This window comes from Faecalimonas nexilis, from assembly GCF_059731825.1.
This window is the reverse complement of sequence record NZ_AP029189.1, coordinates 674,498-693,988: the sequence shown is the minus strand read 5'-3', so window position 1 is coordinate 693,988 and position 19,491 is coordinate 674,498. Positions and strand designations below refer to the sequence as shown.

General features: G+C 37.1%; 19 protein-coding genes and 1 tRNA gene. 3 read left to right on the top strand and 17 right to left on the bottom strand.

All coding sequences use genetic code 11. The annotated features are described in order from the left end of the window. Positions 1-219 carry an acyl carrier protein gene (acpP, locus tag AC6I5B_RS03380; protein WP_022250011.1) on the bottom strand — a complete coding sequence of 73 codons (219 nt, stop codon included), beginning with the start codon at positions 217-219 and terminating at the stop codon, positions 1-3. Between the two features lie 62 nt (positions 220-281). Further along, positions 282-1,205 (bottom strand): beta-ketoacyl-ACP synthase III, encoded by a 924-nt coding sequence (locus AC6I5B_RS03375; protein WP_497773617.1) that lies wholly within the window; start codon positions 1,203-1,205, stop codon positions 282-284. 207 nt (positions 1,206-1,412) lie between these two features. Here AC6I5B_RS03375 and AC6I5B_RS03370 point away from each other — a divergent pair. Further along, positions 1,413-1,495, top strand: a tRNA-Leu gene (locus AC6I5B_RS03370). Between the two features lie 614 nt (positions 1,496-2,109). Here the strand turns inward: AC6I5B_RS03370 and AC6I5B_RS03365 are convergent. The 7 genes from AC6I5B_RS03365 to AC6I5B_RS03335 all read right to left on the bottom strand — a co-directional run bounded on the left by AC6I5B_RS03365 (position 2,110) and on the right by AC6I5B_RS03335 (position 10,730). After that, positions 2,110-2,535 (bottom strand): bacteriohemerythrin, encoded by a 426-nt coding sequence (locus AC6I5B_RS03365; RefSeq protein ID WP_004612142.1) that lies wholly within the window; start codon positions 2,533-2,535, stop codon positions 2,110-2,112. A 32-nt stretch (positions 2,536-2,567) separates the two neighbouring features. Beyond that, positions 2,568-3,878: a sigma-70 family RNA polymerase sigma factor gene (locus AC6I5B_RS03360; protein ID WP_497773616.1), complete on the bottom strand. Its 1,311-nt coding sequence runs from the start codon at positions 3,876-3,878 to the stop codon at positions 2,568-2,570. A 79-nt stretch (positions 3,879-3,957) separates the two neighbouring features. Further along, entirely contained in the window at positions 3,958-5,847 is a 1,890-nt protein-coding gene (locus tag AC6I5B_RS03355; RefSeq protein WP_497773615.1) for an FtsX-like permease family protein, read from the bottom strand. Continuing rightward, positions 5,844-6,602: an ABC transporter ATP-binding protein gene (locus tag AC6I5B_RS03350; protein WP_497773614.1), complete on the bottom strand. Its 759-nt coding sequence runs from the start codon at positions 6,600-6,602 to the stop codon at positions 5,844-5,846. Before AC6I5B_RS03350 ends, AC6I5B_RS03355 begins: the two co-directional genes overlap by 4 nt. A 101-nt stretch (positions 6,603-6,703) precedes the next feature. Further along, the gene (locus AC6I5B_RS03345) at positions 6,704-7,693 is read right to left on the bottom strand and encodes a sensor histidine kinase (RefSeq protein ID WP_497773613.1); all 990 of its coding nucleotides are present in this window, start codon (positions 7,691-7,693) and stop codon (positions 6,704-6,706) included. Beyond that, positions 7,690-8,370, bottom strand: a complete 681-nt coding sequence (locus tag AC6I5B_RS03340) for a response regulator transcription factor (RefSeq protein ID WP_497773612.1) — start codon at positions 8,368-8,370, stop codon at positions 7,690-7,692. The genes AC6I5B_RS03345 and AC6I5B_RS03340 overlap by 4 nt, the downstream gene beginning before the upstream one ends. A 776-nt stretch (positions 8,371-9,146) precedes the next feature. Further along, positions 9,147-10,730 carry a hypothetical protein gene (locus tag AC6I5B_RS03335; RefSeq protein WP_156555895.1) on the bottom strand — a complete coding sequence of 528 codons (1,584 nt, stop codon included), beginning with the start codon at positions 10,728-10,730 and terminating at the stop codon, positions 9,147-9,149. Positions 10,731-11,364: 634 nt separating this feature from the next. Between AC6I5B_RS03335 and AC6I5B_RS03330 the strand changes: the two genes are divergently transcribed. Next, positions 11,365-11,544, top strand: a complete 180-nt coding sequence (locus AC6I5B_RS03330; RefSeq protein ID WP_156555897.1) for a helix-turn-helix domain-containing protein — start codon at positions 11,365-11,367, stop codon at positions 11,542-11,544. A gap of 52 nt (positions 11,545-11,596) precedes the next feature. Here the strand turns inward: AC6I5B_RS03330 and AC6I5B_RS03325 are convergent, their stop codons facing one another. The 8 genes from AC6I5B_RS03325 to AC6I5B_RS03290 form a co-directional block, all read right to left on the bottom strand. After that, complete coding sequence (locus AC6I5B_RS03325) at positions 11,597-12,952, bottom strand: ATP-binding protein (RefSeq protein ID WP_156555899.1); 1,356 nt, start codon at positions 12,950-12,952, stop codon at positions 11,597-11,599. A 129-nt stretch (positions 12,953-13,081) separates the two neighbouring features. Then, positions 13,082-13,336, bottom strand: a complete 255-nt coding sequence (locus AC6I5B_RS03320; RefSeq protein ID WP_156555901.1) for a ribonuclease H1 domain-containing protein — start codon at positions 13,334-13,336, stop codon at positions 13,082-13,084. A 41-nt stretch (positions 13,337-13,377) separates the two neighbouring features. After that, positions 13,378-14,550 (bottom strand): tyrosine-type recombinase/integrase, encoded by a 1,173-nt coding sequence (locus AC6I5B_RS03315; protein WP_497773611.1) that lies wholly within the window; start codon positions 14,548-14,550, stop codon positions 13,378-13,380. 53 nt (positions 14,551-14,603) lie between these two features. Further along, positions 14,604-14,771, bottom strand: a complete 168-nt coding sequence (locus AC6I5B_RS03310; RefSeq protein WP_156555905.1) for a helix-turn-helix domain-containing protein — start codon at positions 14,769-14,771, stop codon at positions 14,604-14,606. A gap of 78 nt (positions 14,772-14,849) precedes the next feature. Beyond that, complete coding sequence (locus AC6I5B_RS03305) at positions 14,850-15,254, bottom strand: hypothetical protein (protein ID WP_156555907.1); 405 nt, start codon at positions 15,252-15,254, stop codon at positions 14,850-14,852. A gap of 337 nt (positions 15,255-15,591) precedes the next feature. Then, entirely contained in the window at positions 15,592-16,785 is a 1,194-nt protein-coding gene (locus AC6I5B_RS03300; RefSeq protein ID WP_009320106.1) for a site-specific integrase, read from the bottom strand. A gap of 78 nt (positions 16,786-16,863) precedes the next feature. Next, a complete protein-coding gene (locus AC6I5B_RS03295; RefSeq protein ID WP_002607397.1) occupies positions 16,864-17,067 on the bottom strand; it encodes an excisionase in 204 nt (67 codons plus the stop codon). Beyond that, complete coding sequence (locus tag AC6I5B_RS03290; RefSeq protein ID WP_259302594.1) at positions 17,067-18,128, bottom strand: replication initiation factor domain-containing protein; 1,062 nt, start codon at positions 18,126-18,128, stop codon at positions 17,067-17,069. Before AC6I5B_RS03290 ends, AC6I5B_RS03295 begins: the two co-directional genes overlap by 1 nt. A 496-nt stretch (positions 18,129-18,624) precedes the next feature. Between AC6I5B_RS03290 and AC6I5B_RS03285 the strand changes: the two genes are divergently transcribed. Continuing rightward, positions 18,625-19,296, top strand: a complete 672-nt coding sequence (locus tag AC6I5B_RS03285) for a helix-turn-helix domain-containing protein (protein ID WP_004847061.1) — start codon at positions 18,625-18,627, stop codon at positions 19,294-19,296. Positions 19,297-19,491 lie beyond the last annotated feature (195 nt).

Sequence of the window (19,491 nt, the reverse complement as noted above, 5' to 3'; positions counted from 1 at the left end):
CTATTTTTCCAAATATGCTACCACCGCTCCAATGGTTGTTAATTGTTCTAAATCTTCTGATGGAATCTCTTTTTCAAACTCTTCCTCAAACGCCATTACCATCTCGAACAAATCTAACGAATCTGCTCCCAAATCTTCTTTGAAAGAAGTCGCCTCTGTAAGCGTCTCCACATCTGCTCCCAATGAATCTGCTACAATTTCTTTTACTTTCTCTAACATCTTTTTTTCTCCTTTTATCTCACTTATTTTTGATTCTGTTTTTATGTAATCCCAAAGGGAAATTACCACTCTAACAAGCTTGCTCCCCACGAGAGTCCTGCTCCAAATCCTGCCAGGACAAGCTTTTGCCCTTTCTTTAGTCTGCCTTCCCGATTCATCTCGTCTAACAATAACGGAATACTGGCAGAAGATGTATTTCCATACTCCTGCAGATTCATCGGAAATTTTGTCAGCTCTACCTTCATCCTTTTGGCAACCGCCTCCACAATCCGCCGGTTTGCCTGATGTAATATAAAATAGTCAATATCTTCTGCCATTAAGTGATTGTGTTCCATCACTTCTGCGATGCAAGCAGGAACCTGTCTTACTGCAAATTTAAAGACCTCCTGCCCATCCATTTTCATAAACGAGCCTGTGTCGCACGTCAGCGCTTCTCCCTTGCTCCCATCGGAATGTGTCACCATATGGTATGACTCTCCCTCTTCTGCCCTGAGTACCACTGCCCCCGCTCCATCTCCAAACAAGATACAGGTACTTCTGTCTTTCCAGTCCACAAGGTTCGATAAACTCTCCGCCCCGATCACCAGTACATTTTTATACATGCCGCTTGCGATATAGGCCTGCGCCGTATTATATGCAAACAAAAATCCCGTACAGGCTGCATTCAGATCAAAACAGGTCGCATGTACTGCATGAATCTGCTTTTGCACTTCACACGCCGTGCAGGGCAGAATCACATTCGAAGAAATCGTAGACACAATCAACAAATCGATTTCTTCCGGCAGCATCTTTGCCGATTCCAACGCTTTTTCTGCAGCTTGCGCCGCCATCGAAACCGTCGTGTCTGCCTCCACAATATGTCTCCTGATTATTCCTGTTCGCTCTTGAATCCACTCATCTGAGGTATCCACTATCTGCGACAGATTATGATTATCCAGATACCTTGACGGTACATAAGAACCCGTTCCACTTATTTTTCCTATCATTATTTTTCTCCAAACTATATTGTTTTTGTTTTCTTATATTTTTATTCTAAAGTATTTTGATATTCAAAGTATATCATCAAAAAAATATTTGTCAAGAGAAAGCTTGACATTGTGTGAAATATCAACACGTTTCATTCAAGTTTTTTTGTATATTATCATATTTTCTATTGCCATACACACATTTTTGTGGTAATATATTTTTTGTTAGCGGAAATGTCGGAATGGCAGACGAGCTAGATTCAGGTTCTAGTGTGGGTTACCACGTGTGGGTTCAAGTCCCATTTTCCGCATATAACTAAGATGCAGAAGCCTTTGATATACAAGGGTTTCTGTATTTTTTTATTTTCAGAAATCGTAAAAAGGAGTATCAATTATCTTCTAATCAATACTCCTTCTTACTTCGATTCTTCAATCATTCTTTTACCCTTTCTTCATTTTCCCATCTTTTCATTTCTCTTTCTAACATCTGCTTCCACAATCCTTAATAAGAATTGACATTCTCACTAACCAACCGTGTCTTGCAAATCCGAATTCCGAAACTATAATGGTTTTTCTTATGAGTGAAGTCCTCATTCTCTTACTATTCTGGTGGTCCGTACCTCCTGTTATAGATTTGCCTCTCCGATTCCGATATCTTCAAAGCTCTTACCAACAATAAATAAATTTAATAAAAAGATATTTTTATCTGTTATTAACTTTATTTATTTTGTTTATACCGTCATTATATCATCATTTTTATATTTGTCAATACATTTTTAATTTTTTTTTAAAATTTACAGATTTTTACACTTATCTTTTTAATCTCTGCTCATATATCCAAAAAACAGCAATCGCCATTCTGCATGCAAGCATGCCAATGTCAATTGCTGTTTTTATCAGACCGTGAACTACCCACACTTTCCAGTTAGATCATTTCACTGTTCTTTCTCATATTTTTATATTCCGCAACAGATCTGTCAAATGTTTTGATATGTCCAAACAACCAGTCTACCACTCTTTTATTCACCTGTGCAACAAACGCATCCGATGGTCCTTCCTCTTCCTCTAACATCTCATGAAGATCATCAATTGCTTCCACAAATTCTTTGTGTTTTTCCTTGTGTTCTTTTATTCCCGGATATTCAATCTCTTCCTGAAGCTTTTCCTCTTCCTTGAAGTGATAATCCGTATATGTTGCCAGATAATTGAGCATCTTTACCGCGGTTGCTTTTTCACTTCCTTTTTCACAACTTCTAAGCAAATCCTGAATTTTCCCAATCAGTTCTTTGTGTTGTTCATCAATCATCTCATTCCCTGTTACTAAGCTTTCATCAAATTCTACATTATACATTGTGTTTACTCCCTTTCATTATTATATTTACACTACATTCCCGATTCAATCTCGCTGATCAGGCTGATATTGTTTTCCTCTACCATGCTCAATTCTACTGTATCCAATAGCTCACTGATCGAAAGTGTAGGTGTATACCATGATTTACTTTGGAAATATGCATCCAGATCATCCACTCCGAAGATGGCACCATGTCTTGCATAAATCTCATTTCTAGCAATACGTAATTCCTCTTTTGTATGCCCTTGAACCTCTTCTCTTGTCAGTTCTGTTGTCCCACTATTCGGGAAAATATAATCTGTCTCTGTCGGCTCACTTACCGGTTCGTCTACTGTTCCATTCGTCTGTTCTTCCGGGTTCTTCGTATCCGTATCTTCCTGTTTTTGCTCCTCTTTTTGGGAACTTTTCTGTTCTTCCGTCACTTTCGGCTTTTCTGATGACGGCTTTTTCTTTTCCGGTCGATTCGCCACCACGGCAATCACTACTGCGACAATCGCAAACACTACTGCTGCTCCTGCCAGACAGACAGCAATCTTTTTATCCAGTCTTTTCTTTTTCTCATGCGCAATGATCTCTTCCTGTATCGGATTCCAATCATCTGCTTTATAATAGACAACCGTCTTTTTCACACCTGCAAATTCTTTTCCGCTCAGAGAAATAGAATGTCCGTGCAGCTCAAGTGCCTTGCAGATATTATAATATATATTTTGCGCACTTGTTATACCAAGGCAATGTTCAACTCCCCATTTGCGAAGTGCTAGACAAACCGCCTCCACAGAAAATGTATCGCAGCCTTCCGTGCTCTCACCACGCTCTTCCCATGCATTCTCTATCGCTTTTTTGAAATATTTTCTTGTATAATTCAATCGGTTAATGATCACGCCCACACTACAGTCCATCAGGTCCGCAATCTCATCCATTTTCAAATAATCAAAATAAAATGCAAACAGAGTTGCCTGATACAAATCCGGAAGCTGCTCCAAACTTTTGCTGATAACATCTAGATTCTCATTCAGATGCTGCTTTTGCTTCGGATTCAGCTCCTCCTCTTCCATCTCCACAAAAGCCGCTTCTCTTTCTTTTCTCTTTTTAAAATGCTCGCATCCAAGCCGATACACATGCTTTCCGAGCCATTCATACAAATTATCCAGCTGTATCTCATCTGCGGACCGATACAAATCCACATACACCGTCTGCATAAACAGCTTGATATCTTCCTCATTTTTCAAAATACTTTTCGCACGTAGATAGATAAAGTTATACGTCTGGGAGTAAATATAATTCAATCCGCCCTCTTCTTTTTGTTTCATCTGCCAAACGGCATTTTCCATTCCGTTCTTCATATCTGCTCTCTCCTGTTAGTTATGTCCTAGAGTATATTACTACTCTTAGTTTAACATGTTGCAGATAGGTAGGCAATATCTACTTCATTTTTATATTTTTCATGTAGACCGACACTGAGAACAGATAGCATATAAGGAAGAAAATTCCTATGATCACTACACTTAAAATGTTAATTTCAAGTAGTTCTGTGCGCATCATATTTCCTAATGCTTTCACAGAAAAATAAGAGGATATCGCCATCACAAGGAACGGTGACAAATAGGCAAACCGAAGTTCACACGCAATTTCTTTTTTTACAGTTCTGCTGCCCACGCCGATTTTGTTCAAGATAACATATCGTTCCCGTTCTTCAAATGCATCATTATAAATCTTCACAAAAATAATACTTCCACTCGCAAGTATGAATACCATAAACATGAAAATACACACCGAATAAATAATCTGAATCCAGCTTGCTTCCTGATCATCAGGATCAATTTTAATCAATCCTGCACAATCTGCGCTCCCTTGCAGCGCCGCCACAGAAGCCTCAAAATTTTTTACATCTTTAATTCTATAATTATACACATAAACTTCTTCGCCAATATTTTTCAGACGTTCATATTCATGATTATTGACAAGATAAAATTCTGTCATTTCCTGCAAATATCCAAGATACGGCTCCGTGGTCACATCTGCACATTCATAGGTCTTATCATGAATCTCTATAGCGTCCTCTTTCCTATCCGTAATCAATGACAGCAGTACCAACTTATCTACATTGATATATTCGTCATCCTTCGGCTCCTTCAGATTAAATTTTAGATTTGCTTCTTTTGCCGCCTCTTTCACTTTGGAATACGGTAAAACTGCATACCCAGTGGATTTCCACCTTGCCTTGATTTCGGATTGTTCCAATTGAATCATAGACACCTCTGTTCCATATGCAATATCGTTATCCTTTTGAATTAATTTTTCAAACTCTTTGTATTTCCCCGCACTTGTACTTAGCACCTGATATGTGTAAGTATTTCTGAAGTGTATCATCCCGTCATATCGCTCTTTCATCGCAAATCCTGCTGCCAGTGCGGTAACTGAACACAACATTAAAACAGATACAATTGCATATGTCCGATAATTTCTCTTCATGCGGAATACGATATTATTCACCCAAAGCGTTCTCTGTTTTTTATAAAGAAATGATTTTCTCTTTGTAATACCCTGAAAAATAATCGGAATCAAACCACCAAACACAAGGTACACTCCAATCGTAACAAACACAACTGCGGATAATGTATTTCTAAATACTTCCATTCCACCTTTGACAATCGCCAGGTAATATCCTGTTGAAAGCGCGGCAACTCCGAGAACTGTTTTTACAAGCAGAATTACCGGATGCTGTCTGACATACTCATTTTTTCTGCTGGCAGAAATCATCTCCAACACACTGCTTCTCACGATATTGGCATAGCCTTTGACCGCAAAAATCACATATATGGCCACGTAACAGGCAGAAACTGTCAAGATTGATTTGAGCGAAATACTGTTAAAAACCTCCACCGTAATGTCAGATAACTTCATCATAATCATTTGGAAAAGACGCGCTGTCAATGTGCCGACTCCAAGTCCAAGCGCCAGTGATAAAAGTCCTGTCATCGAAGTCTCTATCATATATAACTTCCCGATTTTTTGATTCGTCAATCCTATAAATGCATAAATTCCAATTTCCTTTTTCTTTTTTGTAAGAAATACACTCGTGGAATACCATATAAAAAATAGCATAAAACAAATTAATACAAACGTGACTGCCTGAATGACGAACTCTGCATTTTCTCGATTTGTTTTTCCAAGTCCATCCAGAATCCCCGAATCAATCACATTTTGAAAATTCAGAAAAATCAGAACCGTGAACGCCAATGATACCATGAGTGAAAGATAGTTTTTCAGACTTTCTTTGAAATTTTTGAACGCCAGTTTCCACATACTCATGAAAAATCCCCTCCCATAGACACCTGCATGTCAATGATACGGTCGTAGAATTCTTTCCTGTCTTTTCCCCGGTTAATCTTACATTTAATGACACCATCGCTTAGAATATAAACTTCCTTCGCATAAGAGGCTGTAAACGCATCGTGTGTAACCATCAAAATAGCCGCCTTTTCCTTCTCGTTCACAGTACGCAGACATTCTAGCAGCTCTTTACTCGATCTCGAATCCAACGCCCCTGTCGGTTCGTCTGCAAAAAGGATTTTGGGATTTGTAATCAACGCCCGGCACGCTGCCCCTCTTTGTTTTTCCCCTCCTGACAATTGATACGGATATTTCTCCAAATGCTCTTTCAATCCAAACATCGCCCCCATCTGCCTTGTCCGTTGAATACATTCTGATGCAGGAACTCCATTCAATGACAATGGCAGTGCAATGTTATCCTGAAGACTCATCGTGTCTAACAGATTATAATCTTGAAAAATAAATCCCACCTTATCCCGCCGTATCTTAGATAACTCTTTATTGTGAATTTTTGTAATGTCCTTCCCATCTAAGATCACCGAACCATGCGTTGGCTTATCAATGGTCGACAGCATATTCAAAAGCGTTGTTTTTCCGGAGCCACTCGGTCCCATAATCGCAATAAAATCACGCTCACATATGCTGAGACTGATTCCCTTCAACACCTTTGTCTGAAAACCTTTCGAGCCATATGTCTTTGTCAGATTGTTTACTTCTAATACTTTACCTTCCATATTTCGACCTCCTTTACAAGCAATATTATACGAAAAGTTCTGCTCTTTTGTCCTTACATCCACATTACAAAAACAGCCCTAACATTACAAAAATTGTAATGTCAGAGCTGAAAATAGTCTCTGTTATCCCGAAACCCCAGTATCACTCTCGTGAAACAGCCAAATTCACTCTCCACCGTAATCGTATGTCCAAGTTTTTTCATAATCAAATGCGCCAAATATAAACCCATTCCGGTAGATTTATATTTTCCGTTATGATGGTTACTTCCGGTAAAGCCCTTCTCAAATACATTTTTCAAATCACTATCCTTGATTCCTTCACCATTGTCTTCTATATAAAGCCGTGTCACATCCTCCTCTGACTCTCCCCAGATAGAAAGTCTCGGACATTCGGATGTATACTTGATTGCATTACCGATAATCTGATCCAGGACATAAATCAACCACTCTTTATCTGTGTACACTGTAAGTTCAGGCACCGACACTTCCATCTCAAACCGATTCTGAATCAGGAAAAACTGATTGTTTTTAACAGAGGCACGCACACATTGACTCAAACTTGTCTTTCCGATCTGCAAATCGTACATCGTACTTTGTACACGACTTCCAATCAGCGCTCCGTTCAACAGCTGACGGATTCGCTCCAATTGCTCCTTCATCGCCTTTTTCTGTACACTATCCTCAATTTTTTCATTCATCAAAAGCAGGGCAGCAAGAGGTAGCTTCACCTCATGACACCATTTTGTAATGTAATCCTGCAGATTGCAATTCATTTCAAACTGCTCATCCAGCTGTCCTTTCAGAACCTCCACATCATGAATCACAATTTCTCTGTTTTCAAACTCCGAAAGCTCCGAATAAATAACATCCTCCACCTCAAGCAGTTCCTTAACTTGTCGCCTTTTTTGCGCCTGCTGCCTATAATCTACGACCACAAAACTCATCAAGGCAATCCCAATTAACATATCCAGATAAAAAAGATTCTCTCTATCTACATCTGCAAAAAGCAGACCAAAATATAAGTTGTATGCAAGAATGACAGCCAAGAGCAGAAGGAACATCTTTCGATTCTTCTTCAAATACCACATCATTCGATAAAATACCCCACTCCCTTTTTTGTGTGTATCACATCATCATTACAATTGGCTTTGAGTTTCGCACGAAGACGGCTTACAATGGTCGTCAAAGTTCCATCAGACACATACTCATCCGTATTCCACAGCTCCATCATCAGTTCTTCTCTGGTCACAACCTTGCTTTTTTCCTCCAGCAATTTTACAAGAATCCTGTTCTCCATCTTCGTCAATTCTATTTTTTCAGATTGAAACAATAACGTCTGGCTGTCCACATCATAGTAAAGATCCTTCAAAACACAAATTTTATCTTTTACTTTATATTCATACGCCCGCCGTAATACTGCATCAACTTTTGCCCTCAAAAGCTCCAAATGAAATGGTTTTTCGATATAATCGTCGCCCCCTTGTGCAATTCCCATGATTTTGTCTGCATCATTGCTTCTGCTGCTCACGAACACAATTGGAACCTCTGATTGTTCCCGAATTTTCCTGCACCAATAAAACCCATCATAATAAGGAAGATTCACATCCAGCAATACAATATGCGGTCTGCAATCCTGAAATTCTTCGCTGATCCTCTCAAACTCTTTTGCCACAACCGCATCATAATTCCATCGCATCAGATAACTTTTCAGTTCTTTTGCCAATGCTTCATCATCTTCCACTATAAAGACTGTTATCTTTCCCTCCATCTGTTTCACCTCATTCCCATTATAAAGGCTTCCACATGGAAAAAAAAGAAAAATTATCTAATCTTACAATAATGTCAGAAACCGCACGTTATCGTCTTATAATTATAACGCCTGTTCATGAATAAATTGTCATTTTTTTAACTTCGTTAACAAAGATGTCATTTTTTAAACACACTTTTATCACATTTTCATAGTATTATAGTATATGAATAAAGGATAAAACCTTTAAGTTTCTTTTTTCATAACGCCGGTCGAAAGACCGGCCCTTTCCTTTTTATAGGGAATGTTCTGTAACAAATATACAAATTTCTCATTCGCATTTCCTCCAAGGGTCTCTTTATCTGTTCCCACTATCCCCAAAAAATATCTATCTTAAAATATAATTCCACACACGAAAAAAGCCGCAACCCTTGATTTCTCAAGAATCACGACTTCTATACTGCGGATGACAGGAATCGAACCTGCACAGTCTCCCACTAGATCCTAAGTCTTAGAAATAGCCTTTTCCCCTCTATTTTCCGCTCTTTTTTAATGTTTTTACTACATCAACCGCCCATTATTTTCTTTTATTTCCACCTATTTTTCAGACGTTGCTGTAGTCGTTGATGTAGTTGCTGCAATCAATTTACAATCAAATTAGCAAGCAATCTCTTGGCATTATAATGTATTCTGCGATTCTATTTTGGAATTTGGAAATCGCCCATCCTTTTTCTATACTTCGAAACAGGTTTGTTCTGCTAATTTCTCTAATTATTTCTTTACCCTTTTAAAGACAGCTATTTTTTCTTATATAACTTCCTGCCTATAATTACGACAACTACCATCCACGTTATTACACTAATATTTTCTATAGTAATATATGGAATGTCCCCTCTTACAAAGTACATGATTTTTCGAATAATAACAAATGTTTCACATATGGCAGGTAGTCCAAATATTATCGAAAAAAACAAGCCACTGAGAGCTAACCCATTCTGCAGTCTTTCCTTTTCATTTTGAACTTTCTTTTCTATCAAGTTATTTATTGCTACTTGTTTTTCCTGCATTAAATCAGGCATTAAATAATATTGCATATGTTTTTGGAAAAATTCTATTTGCTCAGATACCGAACCATAGCATCCTTCTTGCAATCCACTTATAAAAATTTTATTCCAATTATAATTATTTCTTATCTCATAAAGATCCCGTAGATATGACTCTTTTTGGTAAAAATCTGCACTTGCATTAATTTTTTTCAGCATAACCACAATTAATGCCAGTTCTGAATTGATTTGTAACTCTCTAACTATGCTATTGCATACGTAATAGTAATCCCATTCATCTTGTACCTCATATCCTGTTTTCTTCAAAAATGCTAATTTATATTCATTTATACAACCACAATCTATAAAAGAAAGGCATCCTCCTGTTGTTTTTACAATATATCTTATATCTTGCTTTCCAAATGAATTAGCTTCTATATATTCCTTTGCCTCTTTGAGACAAGAAATATTTTTTCTCTCAGGAACAGGTGCACATATAATGCGATAAAGTTCTTCTTGCAATTGATTTGATAAGTTATTCATATATTTAGGCATACCTTCAAAATCAGCCAACACTATATGTCTAAAATCTAAATTATACTTTATTACATCACTTTTCGTTTCTTCACCGATTGTTTTTAAATACATCTCTGGTATTTCTGATATTCTTTTACAAGAAGTTGATGCCCCATCTAACCAGTTATTTTCTATTTTAGTTACAAATAAATCAATTTGATTTTTTAAAAATGGAGTAATGTCAACATTTAATAGCGGCAATTCTATTTTTAAAATGATCATTTTATTTGCAAACAAATATAAAATAACCTGAGCCCAAACCACCATTTCATTACAAAGTGTAATTTTAAATGGTAACAGCACAATCCTCTTATGTTCCTCTAAAAATTTTCTACCATAAATATTTTGGAAAATATTATTTTCTTTCTCCAAAAAACTTGTTCTTTGTTTTAATGCTTCTAGCTCTCTATGTTTTAATTCCATCAGAATACCTGATTTATGGGGATTATTTACCTCAGATAAATTTATATATGTATCTTTGCTTTCTATTTTATACGAAGATTCTTTGGTATTTTGTAGTTCCGTAACTTTTATATTCAATTCTTGCTCTTGACTTAATCGCTCTACTTTATTGCATATATCATTCAATGCATTCCCCAAAGCATTTTCTATTTCTTCAATATTATCCTTTTTTAACGCGATTAGACTATCTCCTATTTTCTGTTGTATTTCTTCATAAGACATAGTCGTATTTAACGTAAACGGAAAAAAAAATTGTATTTCTCCATATTTTATCTTTCCAATACCGTCATTATATTTCATGCACATTCCTCATCTTTTTCTTATCGTTTTCACACTATTACTTTTCGTATTTATACGGTACAGAATAATTTTCTGTAACACACATTTTATTATAATTGGCTTAGTATATGCATTGTCCTTCACTCCTCAAATGCCAGTGCTGTCTCTGCAATTTTATTGTCTCTTACAAGTTTCTCTAAATAAAGATATACAAAGTTTTCATTTACAATCTCTTTTAGCTACGTTGCATCCAAAGAAAATCCAAGCGGATATGGTTTTTGGGGAAACATCGTTCAAGACTATGCAAACCAATTTCAAATCAGTTGTTTTCTTTCTTCTCAGGAAGAAGATCAGAACATTTGGCACTTCTGCATTTCTTCACGTTTTTTCTCAAGCAATAAATATTTCTCTTTGGGACTTGCAAATCAAATTGCCCAAATTTTCAAAGATCATTTTCAAATCATGTACGCCTATGATGGTAAAAAAACAAATCACCCACATATACATTTTGCTGTAAATGCGTACAGCTATTATCCAACTGTACCTGCCTTGACGAAAGCACGCTTTACTTCCTATCTCGAAAAAGTAAAGCTGCTTCTAAGGAACGAATACCCGAATACAGAAGTGCAAATTCTATTTAAGGAGGATTCTCAAAATGTTTGAAGGTTATGATGATATTTTAACGATTGAAGAAGTTGCCGAAGCATTGCGTATCGGTTCTTCACAAGCATATCGCATTGTGCGTTCCAATCAATTAAAAGCCTACAAAGAAGGACGGGATTGGAAGATTCCAAAAACTACTCTCATTCAATACATTCAAAAAAGGATCTCATAAACTTATAATGCTGGACTGACACCCTCAGTCCGGCACATATTTTCTCTTTTATTTAAAATTCATAACTCTCTAGCATATAAATTGGCACCGTCTCAATGTTCTTATCAATTCCGCCTTTTGTGTCTCCCTTGAGGTACAGCAACTTATTCGCTTTCCCACTCTGTAATGCTTTTGTTGCTGTAACCGCAGTTCCCTTTCCTGCTTTTACTTCCACCAAATATCTAAGATCATTTTTCAAACATTGTACGACAAAATCAATCTCACCACCTTTGTATGTTGCAAAAGCTGGCGTTTCAAATGCAATTTCAGGTGGAAAATCTTGACGTTTCTTTAAATTAATATATACATAATTCTCATTCAAAGTCCCCATCAATACTCTTGAATCAGTTCCTGTTAATTTTAAATAGTAATTAGCCACTCCCAAATCCATAAAATAGCATCTGCTTGCTGGTTTGAATTCCAAAATATCCATTTCAGAAATTTTAGCACAGAACCCAATGATTCCTGAAAAATATAACCAGCTAATAGCACGATTACAAGTTGCTTTTGAAATATTACTAGAGTAGTCTCTTGTCACAATTTTCTGCAGTTCTTCGCTAATGCTATCTTCTGCCAATCCTTTTTTCTCTCGGTTCAATATTCTGCACACAGATAGAAAAATTTCTGTAAATACCCTGCTGTCTAAAATATCTGTAAAATATCGGATAGATTCGTTGATGAATGTATCTATAATCTTCACCAATTCTCCCTGTGCTAATTGTATATTTTTTGTCTTCAAATAAGTTTCTACTACTTTGGGATATCCTCCGATCTGACAGTATACATCGTAAATCTGTTTCAATGAAGCATAAATATCTTTCTCGCATTTTCCTATCGCCAATTCACAATATTGTTCATAGAGACTCTCATCAAACGCTCTTAAAAATTCTTCATAAGAAAGTGTATAAATTGTCAGTTTTGTAACATCTCCACTGGAAAACCGAAACTCTGAATCATACACTCTTCCTAAATAACTTCCTGTCACAATAAATCGACACTTAAACTGTCTTGTAAATTCACGAATTCGATTATAAATCTCTGCTGATTCCTGTATCTCATCAATAATGATTACTGTGTCTTCTGTATCTTGAAATGATGGCTCATATAATAAAAATGCATCATGCAAGGGATGCTCCGGTCTTTTTGTTCCCGGTTTCCACGCTATTGCCTGTTCGTAGCACTCCAAAAATTGCTTTCCACTCAGTTCAAAAAGATTGATATAAATCTTTTGCTTAAAATATTCATCCGCAAATTTATTTATTAGATACGTCTTTCCTACCTGTCTTGCTCCATTTACCTCTAAGGTACTATGATCAACACTGTTTTTCCATTCTATTAGACGTTTATATACATTTCTTTTCAGATACATATCTAATCTCCTTCCACTTTCTTCTCCTATTATAGCAAACTCCATTTCAATAATCTACACTTTAAAATCTATTCCATAATTCGGGCATAAAACGTCAGGCTGATTTTTTCAGCCTGACATCTTCTAATCTTATCGTTTTTTCTTATGATACGTCCAATTTGTTCTCTTAATTTCTGCAATTGCACCCATCTCGAAACCATTTTGAAATTCATAAAATCTTTCTTCCGCCCATTCTTTTGCATCTTCAAAGTTACTGAATTTCTTAATGTTCGCCTTTTTTACATATGTTTTAGACAACAATGCTTCGTCATAATTGTTGTAAACTCCATATGCGTTGCATCCTGCCAGTGCATAATATTCTCTTTGTCTTTTTCTTCTACTCATAATCTTGCTCCTTTTCTACTGTTTTAATTCATTTACTGAAACTACGATATCTTTGTTCCCACGGTTCTTTCCAAAATTTCAATCGACCGTTTTTTCGTTTCCTTCGTCACATGCGAATATATATCCATTGTTGTTGTAATTGTTGAGTGCCCTAGTAGTTCTTGGATTACCTTCATCGACTCCCCTTCATTTATCAAAATGGATGCAAAGGTGTGGCGTAAATCATGGAATCTGCACTTTCTTACTCCTGCTTTCTTCAAAATTTTGTGAAAACGTCTTAAGACTTCTCGTGGATCTTCAAAACTTCCATCTGCCTTTGCAAATACAACACCATTGTCTTGATAAATGTCCCGATAAAGCATTTTTTGTTCATTCTGTTTTCTTTTGTGCATTTTCAATACTTTTACCACTTCTTCACTTAACGGAATTTCACGAATACTTTTCTTCGTTTTCGGTTCTAACAAAATCAGCTTTGTCTTTCTGCCGTCCTCTTCGTCATTGTTCTCAACTCGGCATAAATTTTTCCGTACCCATAATACCTTCTTTTCCAAGTCAACATTTTCCCATTGAAGACCAAGAATTTCACCTTTTCTCATTCCATTAAAAACTTCTAAAAGTATGAGCGAATACAAATCTGTTTCTTTCGCCACTCTCAGAACTTTCTCTAAATCTTCTATTGTCAACGGCTCAATTTCTTTTTCCTCTTTTTTCGGTAAAACAGTAAATTCATTGACATTCTTTGCGATCATCTCGTTTTTATATGCCTGCTCCAGTGCACTCCCAATAATTGTGTGAAGATATTCCACAGTTCGTCTTGAAAGTTGCTTTCTTTGTGCCGTTCCTTTCAATTTCATATTGTAAAACTTCTGCAATGCACTTGTACTAAGCTTTTCTAATGGGATATCGGCAATGTCACTCCCCTGCACATGCGTCCGAATATATCCCAAATAATTTTCATAAGTGGTTATCTTCAACACATTTTTCTTATACTGCTCCATCCACTCAAGCATCCGTCCCACCAACGTCGTTGTCTGTGCTTTCGGCTCTTCGTAGTTTTCTAATTCCTTCAATTTTTCTTTTACACTCTTCTGTGTCTTGCCATACACGTATTTTCTTTTAAATTTACCATTTCCACAAGGTACATAACGGCTGGCACACCATATACCATCTTTTCTTTTGTAAATTGTTCCTTCACCATTACTTCGCTTTGCCATAAGTTTTTCCTCCATAAAAAAAGACGCTCATATTTGAACGCCTTTTATATAGGTTATTCAGTTACATCAAACATTTCTTCCAGCCTTTTGATTGGAACTAAAATTCTGTTTCCCATTCGAATGATCGGGAGTTCTCCTTTTTTAGCCATCTCATAGGCAAGACTTTTGCTGATTCCTAGTACCTCAGCTACTTCTTTCATGTTGTACGCTAATTTTTCCATTTCTTTTACTCCTTTCCATAGTAATTCAAACAATTCGTTTGATTACCTTTAAGTTGGAAACATTGTAAATTTTTATTTTTAGTTGTTTATCTTATGAAATGTAAAGGTTGATTGACTACTTTTTTCAAGGATATACGGTAAATCCGATGCCTCCATAACCCTATTGAATTTTTCTTTTGTAAGAGTCTTCGCCCTATCATTGAAACTTTTAATATCATTCCTTCTGTTTGCTTCATCTTTGATATATTTCGTTGCTAAAAAAACTAGTGATTTTCCTAGTTGTTCTTTCAACTTTTTGTTATCATCCACTGTTAATTCTTTATCCAAATTATCCATTAGCACTTCTTCTATCAGCCTTTTATGATTATTTTCTCGCTCCTCTTCCGTTTCTCTAACAATCTTTTGTATATCATCCATACTTTTTCCTAGCCATTGAGCCTGTAAAATTAGAAATGCATTTTCATCATTCTCCAAAGTCTCCATAATCTCTCTCTAAAACTTCTTCAAATTCCTGCATCTTTGAATTGAAAACCAATTAACTGCAAATGTTCCCCAAACCAAATAACACACACGTCTGATATTACTATACACTCTTTTATTTTTCATAATATCTTCCAGGATTCTATTTTGGAAAAATATATTGTAATTTGTTTAAATTATATATGTGTTTTTGACTATCTTTTTATATCTTCTTAAATGTCCGCAAAGCCTTATTTTATCGGCTCTACGGGCATTTTGCTTTTGTGGTAAACCTCACATATCTAGGTCTATCTTCTTATATTTTCTCTATCAAACGTGGTTAAAATCGTGGTAAATACTTCTATGCAATTAGACGCTGAACCTCTGATTTTGCGGTATCTATGGACGCATGAGCGTACCAATTCATTGTGATACTAATGTTTGAATGCCCCATGATATACTGTAAATCTTTTGGGTTCATGTTCTTGCTTGCCAGCCTTGTGCAGAACGTATGGCGTAGCGTATGCGGTGTGATATGTGGCAAGGGATTGTCTTTGTGGTGCTTGTTGTATTTCTTTACCATACGGACAAATAAGGCGTTGTAATCAATCGCAACTTTTGGCTTGTCCTTATGATTGACAAATAGGAAATTGCCCCGTCCGTCTATCACAAATGGTTCTGCCTTTGGGCGTTTCTTCATAACCCGTTGAAATGCCTGTATCGTTTCTCTGCTTAATGGTACTTGCCTTATTCCGCTTTTCGTCTTAGGCGTTTCAATATAATAGCCTTGTTCCTTGCTCTTTAGTAACTGGTGGTCGATAATCACAACTTCATTCTTGAAATCAATATCGGCTACTGTCAGTCCGCACAGTTCCGAGATACGAAGTCCTGTTTTTAACAGTATCAGCACATCATCATAATACTTGTGATACACATTGTCCGTCTTGATGAATGAGAGTAAGGCTTGTTCCTGTTCCTCTGTCAATGCAACTTTCTCTTTGGTATCATTTTCTAGGACTTCACTTAACTTGAAATCAAAGGGATTTTTCCTTACGCAATCGTCTTGTATGGCGATATAGAATGACGCTTTTAACGAGCGTTTATGGTTGTTAATGGTATTGTAGGAAAAGCCTTTGTCTTTCATGCGTACCGCCCATTCTTTAGCGTCAGAGGGCTTGATTGTATCAATGCTCCTAGCACCCAACTTGTCCTCTTTCAATAACCGCATGAGTTGTTCCCGTTGTTTCATTGTGCTTTTCTTCACATTTGCCCTCTGTGCGTTCTGTTTGGCATAGAGTTGGCAAAGCGTCATTTTCTTGCCTGTGCTGTCGATACCGTCCTCAATATCCCGTCTTATCTGCTGTTCCAGTTCTCGAAGTGAGGGTTTTTCCCGTTTTCCCTTTGGTGTCGGGTCTGTGGGTGTCAATCTCCAAGCATACACATATTTTGTGTTTCCAAATGCGTCTACATATTTATATAAGTATTTTCCGTCTGTTCGTTGGCTCTCTCCAGTATGCAGGATACGACCTTTGCTATCCCGTCTTTTTTCTTTCATGGTGTCTGCTCCTTTCCTTGTTGGAAAGAGCCTTGATATGACTTGTGTTCATCATAACACATACAAGGCTCATTTGCATTAGATTGCGTCCAATTTGTCAATGACCTGTTCAAACTGTCGGCGTTTAATCTGTATGCGGTTGCCATTCATAATGAGCCAGCCAGCGTCCTTGTTTTCCTCTGCCAATCGTCTTAACTTGTTTTCTCCAATGCGGAAATACTTTGACGCTTCTTCAATGGTAAGGGTGTATTTTTCCCATACGGGAATATCGTTGTTATTCATCAGATACCCCCTTTCCCATGTTTTGTGTCATACTGGATATAGGGGATAAGGTCGGTGCGGTTTATCCTCTGTAAATGGGCGGTTAATTTACTGGAAAGGGAATTGCTGTATCTTGCCTTATCAAGCATAGTTCCTACTTTTTCCAGTCCACCTAATGCGTCATGTTCTTCCAAGAAATAAAAACTTTTGACAGCGGAAATGACGCCACCCTCTGTGAGCCATTGCTGTGTTTCTTCAAGGGAATTATGCTGCTTTGGTACTTGCAGTTTCAAGACTTCCACAGCCCCTAAAAAGCGTTCCCAAAATCGACACGTTTTCCACCTGCTTTTATTACTTTCGTTTCTGTTTGGCACGACAAAGCGTAGGTTGTTTGCCAGTAGCCCGAAAGCCAGTTCCCCAAGTTCCAGCGGTCTGTCCTTAAATGTCATGGCAAAAACATGAGCCTTATCATCACGCAGTTGCATTTCTGTTCGTTTCCAACTGCCGACTTCCTCAAGCGTCTTATTATGTTTTGAACAGACTTCCTTATCCTTATCATAAAAGCGGTAGGATAATCCAGATTTTCCAGCACCGATATAAACAGTCTTTGCGGTGTCGAAATCGTCAAACTTGCTTTCATCAAAGTGGTAGCCCTCACTATTGGAGATAAATTCCTCTTTTTCGCATTTCTTCTTTATCTGCTCTATGGTAAAGAATGGCTTTTCGTTCTTATCATCAATGGCAATATCAAGTCTTGTGAAATGAAAATTATCCAGTCCGTATCTTCGCTCACAGCGTCGGAACATATCCCCAAAGGTATAATTCCTACTGTCGAGAATACGGAAAATATCATCACAACCTCTGCCAGTCATAACAAGATAACAGCCTAGCCCCTGTGGGTTGTCCTCTGTCTTTCTTGCGTCCCCCGATACATAAATATCTCCAATCTGCCAGCGTGCTTGATAGGTTTTGTATTTAATGCTTGCCGGATAGACATTGAAAATATCAGTCGGTAAACCTAAAATGTGCATGATTACATCTTCAGCGGTTGCCGTTTCAAATACAATGCTGATGTAATCAATCTTAACGGATAAATTTTTGTGTGTAGTTATAGTGCATTACTCCTTTCGTATGCCCCGTTTTTTTGCGGGGTAAAAATAGCGTTTTGTCCTTTATTTATCACAGTTTCTAGGTACTATGACATGTATGCGCAGGGCGGTGTTACATATACGCCCTTTACGAGCGCCTAAAGGCGTTCCCTTTCTTCCTGTGTCTGTTCCGTTCTTAACGCTCACGAGCCTTGAGAGGCTCGTGGCTAAACGAAACAGCCCCAGTCAGAAACCCTATTTTTAGTCTGATAGTCCATGCTCATTCATGCTATCAAAGTGAAAACATCTCTTATATATGCTTACTCAAGTGTGTGATTGACCCTAGCGTGCTTAATCACTCTGTCTGATAAGATAATAACGCCACTAGAATTACTTGTCAAGAAGTTTCGATTGACTTTTCGATATATATTAAGTATGATATGCTTATAAATGACAATAAAAGCAACGAAAGGAGCGGTTATACTAAGTTATGGAGTATTATGAAAAGAAAATCAGTTTCTTAGGAGAAAACATACAAATCATAAGAAAACACAGGGGAATGAAACAACAGGAACTTGCCAATAAAATCGGTATCAATATGCAGAGCCTTTCCAAGATTGAACGAGGTGTGAATTATCCTACCTTTGATACATTGGAAAAGATAATGGACGTGCTGGGAGTAACACCGAATGAATTATTGTCGGGGGAATGGAAATATATTGACCACACCGAGCCATATATCATGGACGTTATCAAACGAGAACAGGATTTTAATGTTTCCTTAGATTATTTGTCTGAAAATGAATTTTTCAATGACGAAAAAGAATGTAGATTTTACATGGAAACTACATTGATTAGATACATTAGCAATTATCTTTCTAGTGAGGTAGTAGAGTTGGAAGAACTTATGGAAATCAAGCAGTTGATACAGCGTCAGAAATTGGAACGCATGATGAAAGTACATAAGGAAATGCGAGGGTTAGACCGATACAGAGAACAGCCCAAAGAGTATAAATATCACGACCCTTATGATGATTGGATATTCCGTCAGCTTGCAGATATAGACAACAGAAACAACATTCCCAACACTTCGCCACAATTAGATTTTAATGAAACGGACTATGAAGATTATCTAAAAGAGAAATGGAATAGAGGACTTTAATTTTCCTCTTGCATGAAAGATACAGCAAACAAAAAGCCCAATCAAGAGTGCAAAGCACCACCAATGGTGGTAAGGCTCTTTACAGGGTTCTTTCTTTTCTGTGGTGGGTAATCAAGCGAAAAATGAAGAAGTGTTTTGTCATGCTTTATATTTTTATCCCGACTTTGATAATTCAGATTGTGAAAATGATTAAAT

What these genes read in the sequence shown, in the direction of transcription:
- AC6I5B_RS03305 (WP_156555907.1), bottom strand. Translation starts at nt 15,254, where the DNA reads ATGGAGACTTTGGAGAATGATGAAAATGCATTTCTAATTTTACAGGCT.
- AC6I5B_RS03335 (WP_156555895.1), bottom strand. Translation starts at nt 10,730, where the DNA reads ATGAAATATAATGACGGTATTGGAAAGATAAAATATGGAGAAATACAA.
- acpP (WP_022250011.1), bottom strand. Translation starts at nt 219, where the DNA reads ATGTTAGAGAAAGTAAAAGAAATTGTAGCAGATTCATTGGGAGCAGAT.
- AC6I5B_RS03355 (WP_497773615.1), bottom strand. Translation starts at nt 5,847, where the DNA reads ATGAGTATGTGGAAACTGGCGTTCAAAAATTTCAAAGAAAGTCTGAAA.
- AC6I5B_RS03360 (WP_497773616.1), bottom strand. Translation starts at nt 3,878, where the DNA reads ATGAAGAACGGAATGGAAAATGCCGTTTGGCAGATGAAACAAAAAGAA.
- AC6I5B_RS03320 (WP_156555901.1), bottom strand. Translation starts at nt 13,336, where the DNA reads ATGAGTAGAAGAAAAAGACAAAGAGAATATTATGCACTGGCAGGATGC.
- AC6I5B_RS03315 (WP_497773611.1), bottom strand. Translation starts at nt 14,550, where the DNA reads ATGGCAAAGCGAAGTAATGGTGAAGGAACAATTTACAAAAGAAAAGAT.
- AC6I5B_RS03310 (WP_156555905.1), bottom strand. Translation starts at nt 14,771, where the DNA reads ATGGAAAAATTAGCGTACAACATGAAAGAAGTAGCTGAGGTACTAGGA.
- AC6I5B_RS03340 (WP_497773612.1), bottom strand. Translation starts at nt 8,370, where the DNA reads ATGGAGGGAAAGATAACAGTCTTTATAGTGGAAGATGATGAAGCATTG.
- AC6I5B_RS03350 (WP_497773614.1), bottom strand. Translation starts at nt 6,602, where the DNA reads ATGGAAGGTAAAGTATTAGAAGTAAACAATCTGACAAAGACATATGGC.
- AC6I5B_RS03300 (WP_009320106.1), bottom strand. Translation starts at nt 16,785, where the DNA reads ATGAAAGAAAAAAGACGGGATAGCAAAGGTCGTATCCTGCATACTGGA.
- AC6I5B_RS03365 (WP_004612142.1), bottom strand. Translation starts at nt 2,535, where the DNA reads ATGTATAATGTAGAATTTGATGAAAGCTTAGTAACAGGGAATGAGATG.
- AC6I5B_RS03325 (WP_156555899.1), bottom strand. Translation starts at nt 12,952, where the DNA reads ATGTATCTGAAAAGAAATGTATATAAACGTCTAATAGAATGGAAAAAC.
- AC6I5B_RS03375 (WP_497773617.1), bottom strand. Translation starts at nt 1,205, where the DNA reads ATGATAGGAAAAATAAGTGGAACGGGTTCTTATGTACCGTCAAGGTAT.
- AC6I5B_RS03285 (WP_004847061.1), top strand. Translation starts at nt 18,625, where the DNA reads ATGGAGTATTATGAAAAGAAAATCAGTTTCTTAGGAGAAAACATACAA.
- AC6I5B_RS03345 (WP_497773613.1), bottom strand. Translation starts at nt 7,693, where the DNA reads ATGATGTGGTATTTGAAGAAGAATCGAAAGATGTTCCTTCTGCTCTTG.
- AC6I5B_RS03295 (WP_002607397.1), bottom strand. Translation starts at nt 17,067, where the DNA reads ATGAATAACAACGATATTCCCGTATGGGAAAAATACACCCTTACCATT.
- AC6I5B_RS03330 (WP_156555897.1), top strand. Translation starts at nt 11,365, where the DNA reads ATGTTTGAAGGTTATGATGATATTTTAACGATTGAAGAAGTTGCCGAA.